Source organism: Citrobacter youngae (assembly GCF_003818115.1).
In the GTDB taxonomy this organism is placed as follows: Bacteria; Pseudomonadota; Gammaproteobacteria; order Enterobacterales; family Enterobacteriaceae; genus Citrobacter; species Citrobacter youngae.
The window spans coordinates 58,138-73,493 of the sequence record NZ_RPOI01000021.1 but is presented as its reverse complement, the minus strand read 5'-3'; the positions used below and the strand labels follow the sequence as shown (position 1 = coordinate 73,493).

Annotated in this window: 14 protein-coding genes and 1 riboswitch; of the genes, 9 read left to right on the top strand and 5 right to left on the bottom strand. The window is 52.9% G+C overall.

What is annotated here, in order from left to right; all coding sequences use genetic code 11:
• Nucleotides 1-15: 15 nt before the first annotated feature.
• Nucleotides 16-963 carry a transcriptional regulator LeuO gene (gene leuO / locus EHN13_RS18035; RefSeq protein ID WP_101741376.1) on the bottom strand — a complete coding sequence of 316 codons (948 nt, stop codon included), beginning with the start codon at nucleotides 961-963 and terminating at the stop codon, nucleotides 16-18.
• A gap of 652 nt (nucleotides 964-1,615) precedes the next feature.
• On the opposite strand from leuO, the gene leuL reads away from it, so the two are divergent.
• The 5 genes from leuL (at nucleotide 1,616) to leuD (ending at nucleotide 6,473) form a co-directional block, all read left to right on the top strand.
• Complete coding sequence (gene leuL / locus EHN13_RS24590; RefSeq protein WP_075551415.1) at nucleotides 1,616-1,702, top strand: leu operon leader peptide; 87 nt, start codon at nucleotides 1,616-1,618, stop codon at nucleotides 1,700-1,702.
• An 89-nt stretch (nucleotides 1,703-1,791) separates the two neighbouring features.
• Nucleotides 1,792-3,363, top strand: a complete 1,572-nt coding sequence (gene leuA / locus EHN13_RS18025; RefSeq protein ID WP_124021846.1) for a 2-isopropylmalate synthase — start codon at nucleotides 1,792-1,794, stop codon at nucleotides 3,361-3,363.
• Nucleotides 3,363-4,454, top strand: coding sequence for a 3-isopropylmalate dehydrogenase (gene leuB, locus EHN13_RS18020; protein WP_124021845.1), 1,092 nt, complete (start codon nucleotides 3,363-3,365; stop codon nucleotides 4,452-4,454). The genes leuA and leuB overlap by 1 nt, the downstream gene beginning before the upstream one ends.
• Nucleotides 4,455-4,456: 2 nt before the next feature.
• Nucleotides 4,457-5,857 carry a 3-isopropylmalate dehydratase large subunit gene (gene leuC, locus EHN13_RS18015; protein WP_124021844.1) on the top strand — a complete coding sequence of 467 codons (1,401 nt, stop codon included), beginning with the start codon at nucleotides 4,457-4,459 and terminating at the stop codon, nucleotides 5,855-5,857.
• Between the two features lie 10 nt (nucleotides 5,858-5,867).
• The gene (leuD, locus tag EHN13_RS18010; protein WP_124021843.1) at nucleotides 5,868-6,473 is read left to right on the top strand and encodes a 3-isopropylmalate dehydratase small subunit; all 606 of its coding nucleotides are present in this window, start codon (nucleotides 5,868-5,870) and stop codon (nucleotides 6,471-6,473) included.
• Nucleotides 6,474-6,572: 99 nt separating this feature from the next.
• Here the strand turns inward: leuD and EHN13_RS18005 are convergent, their stop codons facing one another.
• A complete protein-coding gene (locus EHN13_RS18005) occupies nucleotides 6,573-7,751 on the bottom strand; it encodes a sugar efflux transporter (RefSeq protein ID WP_124021842.1) in 1,179 nt (392 codons plus the stop codon).
• A 380-nt stretch (nucleotides 7,752-8,131) separates the two neighbouring features.
• Nucleotides 8,132-8,254, bottom strand: coding sequence for a glucose uptake inhibitor SgrT (gene sgrT, locus EHN13_RS18000; protein ID WP_061067234.1), 123 nt, complete (start codon nucleotides 8,252-8,254; stop codon nucleotides 8,132-8,134).
• A gap of 99 nt (nucleotides 8,255-8,353) precedes the next feature.
• Here sgrT and sgrR point away from each other — a divergent pair, with 99 nt between their 5' ends.
• From sgrR to thiQ, 4 genes are all read left to right on the top strand, one after another.
• Nucleotides 8,354-10,009 (top strand): HTH-type transcriptional regulator SgrR, encoded by a 1,656-nt coding sequence (sgrR, locus tag EHN13_RS17995; RefSeq protein ID WP_086523579.1) that lies wholly within the window; start codon nucleotides 8,354-8,356, stop codon nucleotides 10,007-10,009.
• 33 nt (nucleotides 10,010-10,042) lie between these two features.
• Nucleotides 10,043-10,166: riboswitch (TPP riboswitch) on the top strand.
• Between the two features lie 30 nt (nucleotides 10,167-10,196).
• Entirely contained in the window at nucleotides 10,197-11,180 is a 984-nt protein-coding gene (gene thiB / locus EHN13_RS17990) for a thiamine ABC transporter substrate binding subunit (RefSeq protein ID WP_124021841.1), read from the top strand.
• Nucleotides 11,156-12,775 (top strand): thiamine/thiamine pyrophosphate ABC transporter permease ThiP, encoded by a 1,620-nt coding sequence (thiP, locus tag EHN13_RS17985; protein ID WP_124021840.1) that lies wholly within the window; start codon nucleotides 11,156-11,158, stop codon nucleotides 12,773-12,775. Before thiB ends, thiP begins: the two co-directional genes overlap by 25 nt.
• Nucleotides 12,759-13,457 (top strand): thiamine ABC transporter ATP-binding protein ThiQ, encoded by a 699-nt coding sequence (gene thiQ / locus EHN13_RS17980; RefSeq protein WP_101741373.1) that lies wholly within the window; start codon nucleotides 12,759-12,761, stop codon nucleotides 13,455-13,457. Before thiP ends, thiQ begins: the two co-directional genes overlap by 17 nt.
• Before the next feature lie 44 nt (nucleotides 13,458-13,501).
• Here the strand turns inward: thiQ and EHN13_RS17975 are convergent, their stop codons facing one another.
• The gene (locus tag EHN13_RS17975) at nucleotides 13,502-14,269 is read right to left on the bottom strand and encodes a DedA family protein (protein ID WP_003837398.1); all 768 of its coding nucleotides are present in this window, start codon (nucleotides 14,267-14,269) and stop codon (nucleotides 13,502-13,504) included.
• A gap of 119 nt (nucleotides 14,270-14,388) precedes the next feature.
• The gene (gene araC, locus EHN13_RS17970) at nucleotides 14,389-15,234 is read right to left on the bottom strand and encodes an arabinose operon transcriptional regulator AraC (protein WP_005124526.1); all 846 of its coding nucleotides are present in this window, start codon (nucleotides 15,232-15,234) and stop codon (nucleotides 14,389-14,391) included.
• Nucleotides 15,235-15,356: the final 122 nt, after the last annotated feature.

Here is a 15,356-nt window from a genome sequence, read left to right as displayed (position 1 = left end):
TTACTCTGCCATAGGTCACTGCTTACAGATGGAGACTAACAGCTCTTCCATCCATTGATGTCCTTTATCCCGACCAGCGGCTTCATGCCAGGAAAGATAACAAGTCCGGCTATTCAGTTTTAACGGTAGCGGTAATATTTGCAGTTCTAAAGCCTCAGAGAACTCTTCAGCTAACCAGCGTGGCGCAATAGAAACCAAATGAGTTTGGGATACAATATTCAGTACGCTGATTAATGCCATTCCCTGATAAGCTACGCAGGCTTGTTTATCCTGAGTGTCATACCAGGGTTGACTGAATGACGCAAAGCGTTCGAGAGAAACTACCGCATGCTGTTCATTATAAACATCACTCTCCAGTAATGGACCGCTAATGCGTGGGTGTTTTTTACTTGCGACTAACACCATTTCATCATTGAATAACGGGATGCTGGTGAACTCAGGACGGCGGAATTCTTCATAACTAATAACAAATTCTGTTTCCTGATACCGTAATTGATGTTCTGTATTTTGGTTGAGCGAGGATTTAAATACAACATGAATATTAGGCGCAACTTGCTCAACGCGATTGTAAATCAAGGACGTGAGGATATTATCCAATGGGCTACAGACGCAAAGATTAAATACACGTGAGCTGCTGGTGGGTTCAAAACCGGACCCTGGCAGTTCATTCTGCACCAATTGCAGCGCCTGACGAATAGAGCCAAATAGCTGAAAAGCCCGTGCAGTTGGCTGGATGCCTCGGCCATAGCGCACAAAGAGCTCATCATTAAACATAACCTTCAGACGCGCGACTGCGTTGCTGACTGCAGGCTGAGACATACCCAGAGAATGCGCTGCGCGAGTAATATTCTGTTCTTGCATCACCGCATCAAAAACGGTTAATAAATTAAGGTCAACCATGCGCAGCTGCGGTTTCCCCATCTCTAAAAGATTAGGTTTATCTATTATTTTTACTTCTGGCATATTTAACTCCACTGTCACTCAAAACTCCCTTTTCCCAGACGGAGCTCAGAAATAACCTCCGCTAATATGATTTACCATGCATATAAAATAAGAAAAAGGGAAAGCATTAAAATTAGGAAAACATAAAGACCCTGGCCTGAATGAACAAAAACCAATGCGAGCGCAGTGGGGCAGAGGTCGCTGCACGATGATTCATACGTTTAAATGTCGAAAACAATATAAACATAACCATGACAAATACACAATCATGCACGAAGTGAATGTATATTTAAGATTTAATTAAATGTTTATATCATTAACACCGCGATGCTTAACATTTATTTATCAATCATTTTTCCCACGGCACCTCAAATCTATTCAGAATTAGTATAAAAACCAATAAATCATAAAGATAGAAAATCCATCCACAAGTTATCTCTTCAATATGCCGTTACAATAGCTGAAAACAAATATGCTCAAATATGTCAAATCGTGAAAAGTATGTAATCCACACGCTGATTTATTTTATACAACCATAAAAATTCAGCACAATTCGCTCAAAGTTCAGGAGATTTTTTCCGCCGAGTGGGGGCATTTGTGGGGGATGGGGTTGACATCAATCTTCATATCCAGTACCACTAAAAGCATATCGCATTCGCCTGGAGCTTGATTGATGACTTACATTGCTCGTTTTAACGGTCTACTACTACTAAACGCATTCTCATTGCGCGGTAGACTGGTGGACGACATTCAGCATTAAGTCAGCTCCAGTTAAGACAAAAACCCGCGCCATTGCGCGGGTTTTTTTATGCTCGAAGCAAGGCGCCCTAAACACCAAGGACTTAAACCATGAGCCAGCAAGTCATTATTTTCGATACCACCTTACGCGATGGTGAACAGGCGTTACAGGCAAGCCTGAGTGTGAAAGAAAAACTGCAGATAGCTCTGGCCCTCGAGCGTATGGGCGTTGACGTGATGGAAGTGGGTTTCCCGGTCTCTTCTCCAGGTGACTTTGAGTCCGTACAAACCATCGCTCGTCAGGTTAAGAACAGCCGCGTGTGTGCCTTAGCCCGCTGCGTAGAAAAAGATATCGACGTTGCCGCGGAATCGCTGAAGGTCGCTGAGGCTTTCCGCATTCATACCTTTATCGCCACCTCGCCGATGCATATCGCGACGAAATTACGCAGCACGCTGGATGAAGTGATCGAACGAGCAATCTATATGGTTAAGCGTGCGCGTAATTATACAGATGACGTGGAGTTCTCATGTGAAGATGCGGGACGTACTCCTATCGCCGATCTGGCCCGCGTGGTCGAAGCCGCCATTAACGCCGGTGCCAAAACCATCAATATCCCTGATACCGTCGGTTACACCATGCCATTTGAGTTTGGTGGAATCATTTCTGGCCTGTATGAACGCGTACCGAATATCGATAAAGCCATCATCTCCGTGCACACCCATGATGATTTAGGTCTGGGCGTTGGCAACGCGCTGGCGGCCGTTCACGCCGGTGCTCGCCAGGTGGAAGGCGCAATGAACGGTATCGGCGAACGCGCCGGTAACTGCTCACTGGAAGAAGTGATCATGGCGATCAAAGTACGCAAAGATATTCTGAACGTACAGACCCGCATTAATCACCAGGAAATTTGGCGTACCAGTCAGTTAGTCAGCCAAATCTGCAACATGCCTATCCCGGCCAACAAAGCGATTGTCGGTAGCGGCGCGTTTGCCCACTCTTCCGGTATCCATCAGGACGGTGTGCTGAAAAATCGTGAAAACTACGAAATCATGACGCCTGAATCCATCGGCCTGAACCAGGTACAGTTAAACCTGACCTCCCGTTCCGGACGCGCTGCGGTAAAACACCGTATGGACGAGATGGGATATAAAGAAAATGAATACAACCTGGACAACCTGTACGACGCCTTCCTGAAACTGGCGGATAAAAAAGGCCAGGTATTTGATTACGACCTGGAAGCACTGGCCTTTATTAACAAACAGCAAGAAGAGCCAGAGCATTTCCGTCTGGATTACTTCAGCGTGCAGTCCGGCTCAAACGACATCGCCACCGCCTCCGTCAAGCTGGCCTGCGGTGAAGAAGTGAAAGCCGAAGCGGCGAACGGTAACGGTCCGGTCGATGCCATTTATCAGGCAATCAACCGTGTAACTGAGTACAACGTCGAACTGGTGAAATACAGCCTGACCGCCAAAGGGCACGGTAAAGATGCGCTGGGTCAGGTGGATATCGTTGCCAACTATAACGGTCGTCGTTTCCACGGCGTCGGTCTGGCAACGGATATCGTCGAATCTTCCGCGAAAGCGATGGTCAATGTGCTGAACAACATCTGGCGCGCTGAAGAAGTCGAAAAAGAATTGCAACGCAAAGCTCAGAACAACGAGAACAACAAGGAAACCGTGTGATGTCGAAGAATTATCATATTGCTGTTTTGCCGGGTGACGGTATTGGCCCAGAAGTGATGGCACAAGCCTTGAAGGTACTGGACGCAATCCGCAACCGTTTTAACATGCGCATTACCATCAGCCACTACGATGTGGGTGGTGCGGCCATTGATAACCACGGCCAGCCGCTGCCGCCTGCGACGGTTGAAGGCTGTGAGCAAGCTGATGCCATTTTGTTTGGCTCCGTTGGCGGCCCGAAATGGGAACATCTGCCGCCTAACCAGCAACCCGAGCGTGGTGCACTGCTGCCGTTGCGTAAGCACTTCAAATTATTCAGTAACCTGCGTCCGGCGAAGTTGTACCAGGGGCTGGAAGCCTTTTGCCCGCTGCGCGCCGACATTGCAGCTAACGGTTTCGACATCCTGTGCGTACGTGAACTGACCGGCGGGATCTACTTCGGTCAGCCAAAAGGCCGCGAAGGCAGCGGACAACATGAAAAAGCTTTTGATACCGAGGTTTATCACCGTTTCGAGATCGAACGCATTGCGCGTATCGCGTTTGAATCCGCTCGCCAGCGTCGCCGTAAAGTCACATCGATTGATAAAGCGAACGTACTGCAAACATCGATTCTGTGGCGCGAAATCGTCAATGAAATTGCGAATGAATATCCGGACGTTGAACTGGCGCATATGTACATCGACAATGCGACGATGCAGTTGATCAAAGATCCCTCCCAGTTCGACGTGCTGCTGTGTTCCAACCTGTTTGGCGACATTCTGTCTGACGAATGCGCCATGATCACGGGCTCAATGGGGATGTTGCCGTCTGCCAGCCTGAATGAGCAGGGTTTTGGCCTGTACGAGCCCGCTGGCGGTTCTGCACCCGATATCGCAGGGAAGAATATTGCCAATCCTATCGCCCAAATTCTGTCACTGGCGCTGCTGTTGCGTTACAGCCTGGATGCCAATGATGCGGCAACCGCCATTGAGAGCGCCATCAACCGCGCATTAGAAGAAGGCATTCGCACCGGTGACTTAGCCCGTGGCGCTGCCGCAGTCGGTACCGATGAAATGGGTGACATTATTGCCCGTTATGTCGCAGAAGGGGTGTAATCATGGCCAAAACGTTATACGAAAAATTGTTTGATGCGCACGTCGTCTTTGAGGCGCAAAACGAAACCCCGCTGTTGTATATCGACAGACATCTGGTGCATGAAGTGACCTCTCCGCAGGCGTTTGATGGGCTGCGCGCGCATGGACGTCAAGTGCGCCAGCCAGGCAAAACCTTTGCCACCATGGACCACAACGTCTCCACGCAGACCAAAGACATTAACGCCTCCGGCGAGATGGCGCGTATTCAGATGCAGGAATTGATCAAAAACTGTAATGAATTTGGCGTCGAACTGTACGACCTGAATCATCCGTATCAGGGGATCGTCCACGTAATGGGGCCTGAACAAGGCGTGACGTTGCCGGGTATGACCATCGTCTGCGGCGACTCCCACACCGCCACCCACGGCGCGTTCGGCGCGTTGGCCTTTGGTATTGGCACCTCTGAAGTTGAACACGTGCTGGCGACGCAGACCCTGAAACAAGGGCGCGCCAAAACCATGAAGATTGAAGTCAACGGCAAAGCAGCCCCTGGCATTACCGCCAAAGATATCGTGCTGGCGATTATCGGTAAAACCGGTAGCGCGGGCGGCACCGGGCACGTGGTTGAGTTTTGCGGCGAAGCCATTCGCGAACTGAGCATGGAAGGCCGTATGACCCTGTGCAACATGGCCATTGAAATGGGTGCCAAAGCGGGTCTGGTCGCACCGGATGAAACCACTTTTAACTATGTGCAAGGGCGTTTACACGCACCGAAAGGCGAAGATTTTACCCACGCGGTTGAGTACTGGAAAACGCTGAAAACCGACGATGGAGCCACCTTTGATACCGTCGTCACCCTGCAGGCAGAAGAGATCGCGCCGCAGGTCACCTGGGGAACGAACCCGGGTCAGGTCATCTCGGTAAACGAAAATATTCCCGACCCGGCATCATTTACCGATCCGGTGGAACGCGCATCGGCTGAGAAAGCGTTGGCTTACATGGGATTAAAACCGGGCATTCCGTTAACAGAAGTTGCTATCGATAAAGTGTTCATCGGTTCCTGCACCAACTCGCGTATTGAAGATTTACGCGCCGCAGCGGAAATCGCCAAAGGCTGTAAAGTCGCACCGGGCGTACAGGCGCTGGTGGTGCCGGGTTCTGGTCCGGTGAAAGCGCAAGCGGAAGCAGAAGGTCTGGATAAGATTTTTATCGAAGCTGGGTTCGAATGGCGTTTACCGGGCTGTTCGATGTGTCTGGCGATGAACAATGACCGCCTGAATCCGGGTGAGCGCTGTGCCTCCACCAGCAATCGTAACTTTGAAGGCCGTCAGGGCCGCGGTGGTCGCACGCATTTAGTCAGCCCGGCCATGGCCGCCGCTGCCGCCGTTACCGGTCATTTTGCCGACATTCGCAGCATCAAATAAGGAAACTACCATGGCAGAGAAATTTACCCAGCATACCGGCCTGGTTGTCCCACTGGATGCGGCCAACGTTGATACCGACGCCATTATTCCCAAACAGTTTTTGCAGAAGGTGACGCGTACCGGTTTTGGCGCTCATCTGTTCAACGACTGGCGTTTTCTGGACGAAAAAGGTCAACAGCCTAATCCTGAGTTCGTGCTTAACTTCCCGGAATATAAAGGTGCGTCCATTCTGCTCGCGCGGGAAAACTTTGGCTGTGGCTCTTCTCGCGAACATGCGCCGTGGGCACTGACCGATTACGGCTTTAAAGTGGTGATCGCCCCAAGCTTCGCCGACATCTTCTACGGTAACAGCTTCAATAACCAACTGCTGCCGGTCACCCTGAGTGATGCGCAGGTGGATGAACTGTTTGCGCAGGTGTTAGCCAATCCAGGCATTAAATTTGAAGTGGATCTGGAAGCGCAGGTGGTGAAAGCGGGCGATAAATCTTACAGCTTTAAAATCGACGACTTCCGCCGTCACTGCATGCTGAATGGTCTCGACAGCATCGGGCTGACGCTGCAGCATGAAGCGGCCATCACCGAGTACGAAAACGAGCAGCCAGTGTTTATGCGCTAGTCCTTGTTATGCCGGATGCGCTGCGCTTATCCGGCCTACATATGCGCTCCAATTGTAGGCCGGATAAGGCGTTTACGCCGCCATCCGGCACTTTATAAATCAAACATCCTTCACCCGCCCGGTCATCACCAACGTAACCACTGAAATCGCCGCGATTACCCAGTAAACGGCAAAATGTCCGTAACTTTGCGCAGTAGCACCCTGAATCACCCCCGCCAGAATGACGCCGGTCGAAATACTGTTGGTAAATAATGTGGTCGCTGAACCCGCGCGTCCGGGCATCAGATCCTGAAACCACAGCATGCCTATCCCAGCGACAATACCGATGAATACGGCGTTAAACAGTTGCAATATAAGCAGAGCCGTATGGCTATGAAAGAAGATCAGCCCCAGATAAAACAGCACGCCGGCCGCCACGGCGACGATCATCATTCGCCGTTTACCAAAGTGTTTCACGTAGTAGCCCGCCAGAATCATCGCCGGAATTTCCAGCCCGGCAGCCGTCCCCATTAAAATACCCGCCAGCTTATCGGGCAGCCCTAAATCCTGGCTAATCCACAGTGGCATATCAATGATGTACATGGTATTGCAGGTCCACATCAGCGTGGAGGCAATAAACAGCATACGCACATTTTTGTCCTGCCAACCGCCGGTTTGTTCCAGCGGCACGTCAACGGACTGCTCCACCCGAGCGACAGACGGCAGTATCAGCGCAATCAGCACCAGGCTAATGGCAAAAATCCCTGCGGCAATGGAAAACATCGCCGTAAAGCCGTAATTCAGCGCCAGCATGAAGGCCAGCGGCGGTCCGATCACCCAGGCCAGCGAAAGCTGCGCACGCATCACCGAACTAAACATCACCACTTCACGCGCGGAGTTATCCGCATATTCCCGCGCCAGCGCAAACAGCTGCGGCATGGCGGTATTCGCCAGCGAGGCCAGCAGCACACCGCAGGTGATCAACGTGAGATAATGGCGATTAAACGCAAACAGCAGCGCGTTGCCAATCGCCATCAGGCAGCAAAACATGATCAGCTTGCGCCGATCGCCCTGGCTGTCGGATCGTTTTGCAAGCCCGAGGCTAACCACGATCCCGGCAATCGCATTGACGGTGTAAAACAGCCCGACCCAAAATGGTTGCGCCCCGACTTCGCGGCTCAGGAACAGGCTCAGCGTGGGGGCCTGCAACGCCCCTGCCACGCCCATCATAAAAGCGACCAGCATAAATGCCGCGTAAACGCCGTTGAGGCGCCGTCCCATGGTCATAATCCAGAGCATTGTTATCCCTATTGGCTGGGCTGATACGAAAAAAGCCAGCAGAAAAAATCTGCTGGCGGGTGAACGAGGCTGTATCCTGCCATTATATCTGGCATCGACGCTGGGTAAAAAACGCATAATCCAGGCGGAGGGCGCTGGGTATAGAAATCTATTCCCAAGCCTGACAACGCAGAGTATGCGTTTTTTACACGCGTCCCGGAGGGCTGGGGCCATTTTTTCACATAGCTGTGTTGCTCACACCTTATTTGGTTCACCAAATTTCACTGTTCGCGCCTTGCCATGTGAAAAAATAGCCACCAGCGATGCTCAGATATAATGGCAGGATACAGCCTGCACCAATACTCAGTCACACATGATGTCTGCAATGCGTAATTCAGAGATCAGGCTGTCACCTCCCACTGCATCAGTTCTTCGAGCATCTTTAAGCGCTGCGGTGCGCTCAGGCAAGCCAACCAGGACGTTTTTTCCGTCGCGGTAAAGTACTTCATATAGAACTGACGCATAGATGACCCCTTCGTTGTCTCATCGCTTCATCGGAATCTATTATTGGCTTAATATAGGGATAATAAAATTGCTGAGTTTTTCGCAGGAGTTCCCCTTTTATGTCTTCTGGTCGTTTGCAACAACAGTTCATCCGTCTGTGGCAATGCTGTGACGGCAAAACGCAAGACACCACGCTAAACGAGCTGGCAGAACTGCTTAGCTGCTCGCGCCGCCATATGCGTACCCTGCTTAATACCATGCAGGAGCGCGGCTGGTTAACGTGGGAAGCCGAGGTTGGACGCGGTAAACGCTCACGCCTGACATTCCTCTACACCGGGCTGGCGCTCCAGCAGCAACGCGCAGAAGACCTGCTGGAACAGGATCGCATCGATCAACTGGTGCAACTGGTCGGTGACAAAACGGCCGTACGGCAAATGCTGGTTTCCCACCTCGGCCGCAGCTTTCGTCAGGGTCGGCATATCATGCGCGTTCTCTATTATCGTCCCATGCGCAACCTGCTACCTGGTACGGCGCTACGCCGCTCCGAAACCCATATCGCCCGACAAATCTTCAGCGCCTTACTTCGCGTAAATGAGGAAAATGGGGAACTGGAAGCGGACATTGCCCATCACTGGCAGCAGATTTCACCTTTACACTGGCGATTCTTCCTGCGCCCGGGGATCCATTTTCATCACGGTCGTGAGCTGGAGATGGACGATGTGATCACCTCATTGACCCGCATTAACACGTTGCCTCTGTACTCGCACATTACACAAATCGTCTCTCCCACGGCCTGGACGCTGGATATCCATCTGTCCCAGCCCGACCGTTGGCTTCCCTGGTTATTGGGGCAAGTCCCCGCCATGATCCTGCCGCGAGAATGGGAAACGCTGAATAACTTCTCCAGCCACCCGATTGGTACTGGCCCATATGCGGTGATGAGAAACACCAATAACCAGCTGAAAATTCACGCATTTGATGATTACTTTGGTTACCGGGCGCTGATCGACGAAGTGAACGTTTGGGTGTTACCTGACATCGGCGAAGAGCCAGGCGGCGGTTTGACGCTAAAAGGTCCCACAGAGGATGAAAAGGCGATTGAAAGTCGCCTCGAAGAAGGTTGCTACTACCTGCTGTTTGATGCACGATCCCACCGCGGCGCAAATCAGGAGGTCCGCGAGTGGGCTAGCCGCGTACTCTCGCCAACCCATTTAATTTGCCACGCCGACGAACAGTATCAGCGACTGTGGTTCCCCGCCTACGGCTTACTGCCTCGCTGGCATCACGCCAGACCCGGCCATGGTGAAAAACCAGCCGGGCTGGAAACGCTGACGCTCACTTACTATCGCGATCACATCGAACACCGGATTATCGCGCAGATCATGAAAACGCTGCTGGCTGCGCATCAGGTGCAGTTGACTATTCAGGAGATCGACTACGATCAATGGCATGCGGGAGAAATCGTCAGCGATATCTGGCTAAACAGCGCCAACTTTACCCTACCGCTGGACTTCTCGCTGTTCGCCCATTTGTGCGAAGTCCCGCTGCTGCAAAACTGTATCTCACGGGACTGGGAAAACGATGCGGCTCGCTGGCGAACGGGCGAAATGAGCCTGGCAGCATGGTGCCAACAGCTGCTCGCCACCAAGGCCATTGTGCCATTAATCCACCACTGGCTGATCATTCAGGGACAGCGCAGTATGCGCGGGTTACGCATGAATACCCTCGGCTGGTTTGATTTTAAATCGGCGTGGTTTGCTCCGCCGGATCCTTAATTGCTGCTAAGCAACAAAATCATTACACTAACGCCGTTCTCAACGGGGTGCTAAATAAAAACATACACAGAATCATTCGATCTGCGTATGGGCTGAGAGATACCCGTCGAACCTGATCCGGATAATGCCGGCGAAGGGATTTGAGGCTTATCTCAAGTCCTTTGCCACCCAACTCTTGAGGTGCAAAGTGTTTAAAAAATATCTTCCGCTTTTACTGCTGTGCGCAGCGCCTGTCTTCGCCAAACCTGTACTGACCGTCTATACCTACGACTCGTTCGCGGCTGACTGGGGCCCGGGCCCAACAATCAAAAAAGCTTTTGAAGCTGACTGCAATTGCGAGCTGAAACTGGTCGCGCTGGAAGATGGCGTCTCGCTGCTAAACCGCCTGCGCATGGAAGGAAAAAACAGCAAAGCCGACGTTGTACTCGGTCTGGATAACAACCTTCTGGAAGCCGCCACACAAACCAAACTGTTTGCCAAAAGTGGTGTAGCAAACGACACCGTTAACGTACCCGGCGGCTGGAAAAACGATACCTTCGTTCCGTTTGACTACGGCTATTTCGCCTTCGTTTATGATAAGAACAAGCTGAAGAATCCGCCCAAAAGCCTGAAGGAACTGGTTGAAAGCGACCAAAAATGGCGCGTCATTTATCAGGATCCGCGCACCAGCACGCCGGGTCTGGGTCTGCTGCTATGGATGCAGAAAGTCTATGGCGATAAAGCGCCAGAGGCGTGGCAGAAACTGGCAGCCAAAACCGTCACCGTCACCAAGGGCTGGAGCGAAGCCTACGGCCTGTTCCTGAAAGGTGAAAGCGATCTGGTGCTCAGCTACACCACCTCTCCGGCCTATCACATCATCGCCGAGAAAAAAGACAACTACGCCGCCGCTAATTTTAGCGAAGGCCACTATTTGCAGGTGGAAGTCGCCGCGCGTACCGCGGCCAGCAAGCAGCCGGAACTGGCCGAGAAGTTCCTGAAGTTTATGGTGTCTCCGGCATTCCAGAATGCGATTCCGACCGGCAACTGGATGTATCCGGTGACGCAAGTCGCCCTGCCGTCAGGATTCGAGCAACTGACTAAGCCAGCCACCGCGCTGGAATTTACGCCGCAGCAGGTTGCAGCTCAACGCCAGGCATGGATTAGCGAATGGCAACGCGCCGTCAGCCGTTAATCCCCGGCTGGCTGGTTCCAGGGCTTTCAGCTGCCACATTGATGGTGGCTGTCGCGTTGGCCGCGTTTCTGGCGCTGTGGTTTAACGCCCCGCAGGGAGAGTGGCTCTCGCTGTGGCAAGATGACTACCTGTGGCACGTGGTGCGCTTTTCTTTCTGGCAGGCTTTTCTATCCGCTGTGCTGTCGGTTGTCCCGGCGATTTTCCTTGCCAGAGCGCTCTATCGTCGCCGTTTTCCAGGACGTCTGGCGCTGCTGCGTCTGTGCGCAATGACGTTAATCCTGCCGGTGCTGGTCGCGGTATTCGGCATTCTTAGCGTCTACGGTCGCCAGGGTTGGCTGGCCTCGCTCTGGCATACATTCGGGCTAGAGTGGACGTTTTCGCCATACGGCTTGCAGGGCATTCTGCTGGCGCATGTCTTTTTCAATCTGCCGATGGCCAGCCGCCTGCTGTTACAGTCGCTGGAGAATATTCCCGGCGAACAGCGGCAGTTAGCCGCTCAGTTAGGTATGCGTGGCTGGCATTTCTTCCGTTTTGTTGAATGGCCGTGGCTGCGTCGTCAGATCCTGCCCGTCGCAGCACTCATCTTTATGCTGTGCTTCGCCAGCTTCGCCAGCTTCGCCACCGTTTTATCGCTGGGCGGTGGGCCGCAGGCCACCACCATCGAGCTGGCTATCTATCAGGCGCTGAATTTTGATTACGATCCCGCCCGCGCCGCCATGCTGGCGCTGATCCAGATGATTTGTTGTCTGGCACTGGTGCTGCTCAGCCAACGTTTGAGCCGCGCCATCGCCCCCGGCACCACGCTGGTTCAGGGCTGGCGGGATCCCGACGATCGTCTGCACAGCCGTCTGGCTGACTTAATTCTGATTGTTCTCGCTCTGTTGCTGTTGCTTCCGCCGTTGCTGGCGGTGATTGTCGATGGCTTAAACCGCCATGTACTGGATGTTCTTAGACAACCCGTACTGTGGCAGGCGCTGGGAACCTCGCTGCGCATTGCGCTGGCGGCAGGTGCGTTGTGCGTCATACTCACCATGATGCTGTTATGGAGCAGTCGTGAACTTCGTGCCCGACAGCAGGTGCTGGCATGTCAGATGCTGGAGTTGAGCGGCATGATGATCCTCGCCATGCCGGGTATCGTGCTGGCAACCGGCTTCTTTCTGCTGCTCAATAACACTATTGGGCTTCCCGAATCTGCCGACGGCATTGTCATTTTTACCAATGCGCTGATGGCGATCCCTTATGCATTGAAGGTGCTGGAAAACCCAATGCGTGACGTCACTGCGCGCTATAGTATGTTGTGCCAGTCGTTGGGCATTGAGGGATGGTCGCGCCTGAAAGTGGTTGAACTGCGCGCCCTGAAGCGCCCGCTGGCACAGGCGATGGCGTTTGCCTGCGTGCTGTCGATTGGCGATTTTGGCGTAGTGGCGTTATTTGGTAATGAGGATTTCCGCACCCTGCCGTTTTATTTATATCAGCAGATTGGCTCTTATCGCAGTCAGGATGGCGCGGTTACGGCGTTATTACTGCTGATCCTGTGCTTTACGCTGTTTACCGTTATTGAGAAATTGCCGGGTCGAAATGTTAAAACTGATTGATATCACATGGCTTTATCACCATTTGCCCATGCGCTTTACGTTGTCGGTCGCGCGCGGTGAGCAGGTAGCGATACTCGGGCCAAGCGGCGCCGGGAAAAGTACGCTTCTGAATCTGATTGCCGGCTTTCTGACACCTGCCAGCGGCACGATGATGATTGCAGGTGAAGATCACACCACCACACCGCCCTCTCGTCGCCCGGTTTCGATGCTGTTTCAGGAAAACAACCTGTTCAGTCATCTGAACGTGCAGCAAAATATCGGCCTGGGCCTGAATCCAGGATTGAAGCTGAACGCATCGCAGCGGGAGAAAATGCTCCATATCGCCCGGCAAATGGGTCTTGATAACCTGCTGGACAGGCTTCCGGGCGAGCTTTCCGGCGGGCAGCGACAACGTGTGGCGCTGGCGCGTTGCCTGGTGCGCGAACAACCTATTTTGCTACTTGATGAACCGTTCTCTGCGCTTGACCCTGCGCTGCGCCAGGAGATGTTAACGCTGGTGGCTGAGGTCTGTCGCGATAAGCAACTTACGTTGCTGATGGTTTCGCACAGCGTAGAAGATGCGGCGCGCATTGCGACGCGTTCGATTGTGGTCGCCGACGGACGCATCGCCTGGCAGGGCGATACGGACGATCTGTTAAGCGGCAACGCCAGCGCCTCGGCGCTATTGGGCATTAAAGCATAATACGTTGCCGGATAAGGCGAAGCCGCCATCCGGCAAAAGATTCGTCAGTAACCCACGACTTTACGCAGAATATCGATATAAACCGGCATCAGCGGATGGCGCAGTAACGCCACCAGCGCGACCACGCCGATCCCGAGCGTCAACGGCGCCAGATACAGCAAACGGCTGCGGGGGAAATACGCCGTTAAGCGATCGACAGCCGCTTTGCCACTGCGCCATAGCCGCCAGCAAAACCATCCGCCCACCCATAGCAACACCGCCGTCGCCAGCAGCAACCATTTGAAATCCCCGCTCTGCATATCAGAAGGAATATCAATTGCCGCTCCCGCCAGGATCCCCGGCAGGAAGTAGAACGGTGGCCACAGCACGCAGCCGATAATATTCGGGACGATAAATTTAGCGACAGGCAGATCCAGCATGCCTGCTACCATCGGCACCAGCGGACGCGTCGGTCCGACAAAACGCCCCACCAGAATTGTAAACATGCTGTGCTGATGCAGCGCGTGCTCGGTTTTATCCAGCAATGCCTTGTTCTTTTTCATGAACGACCAACGGTGCAGCGGCTTTTTAAAGCGCCAGCCCAGCCAGAAGGAGATCCAGTCTCCCAATAAGCAACCAATGATGCCCGCAAGCCAGGCATGCCAGAAGTTCAGTTCGCCACTGCCAATCAGCGCCCCCAGCCCGGCCATCATCACGGTACCGGGCAGGATCAGGCCAACCAGCGCCAGCGACTCCAGAAAGGCCACCAAAAGTACGGCGATCAGAGAGTACAGGGCGGACTGGAGAATAAAGTGTTCCAGCAATGCTTGCATAATGTGTCCGTCAGATTTACGAAGCAGGGATTCTGCTAACCCTTCTCAACTTCGTCAAGCCATCAATTGTCTGAATAGATTGCGAGTTATGACAACTTTCAGGACACATCATTCACTTTTTATTCACATCCGGCGCGAAACTCGCTCGGACTGGCACCGGTACATTTTTTGAAAACGCGCGAGAAATAGAGCTGGTCGTCGAAGCCAACATTGCGACCCACCGTAGCAATAGGCATACGGGTGGTACTTAGCAATAGCTTGGCCTGGCTGATACGCTGATCCTCGCGCCAGCTTAATACGCTGATGCCCAACTGTTGGCGGAACAGATGCGACAACCGGGACGGTGACAGGCAGACATGCTGCGCAACGCTGGCAATATCAAAATTACTGTCCGCCAGATGATCGCTGATGTACTGGCAGGCATCGCGCACGCGATTGTCCATGGGTGGGTGCAGCGATTCATTAATGGCGTCCATACGTCTGAGCAATAATTGCTCCAGCAGGTTTATCGCCAACAGTTCGGAATAGCGCCCTTCCCCCTGTCCGGCATGAATGATCTGTCCAAACAGTTCGTTAAAATGCGGCTGGTGCGCTTCATCCGGGCGGAAAAAACCGGTCTGGGCAAAGATTGCCGGCCAGGCCAGCCACTCCTGCCAGTAGGCGCGCGGGCGAAAATAAACCCACTGGTGATACCACTCGCTGGCGTCAGGGTGGCGTCCGTAGTGGTGAATTTCTCCGGGTGGAAACAACAGAATATCGCCAGGCCGGCAGACAAACTGTTTGCCCTGATTATTGATAACCCCTTCGCCACGGATGGTGAGATTGAGGATATAACCCTTCATACCCAGCGGTCTGTCGATAAAAAAATCCAGGTATCCGTTCGCCTCAATGGGGGTTAATCCGGCCACCAAATGCGCGTTAAACGAATAACCTGGCAACAGGGGATCGTTTTGCGTTTCAGCCATAAATTCAATACTCCCTATGTCCTGCCAAGAAACAATTTGTCCATATCACGCCAGACATTATCGCTGTCGCCCCTGCGGGCCGCTGTGTTTGCGGTAATGGACCATCAACCCCGCTTGTGAAA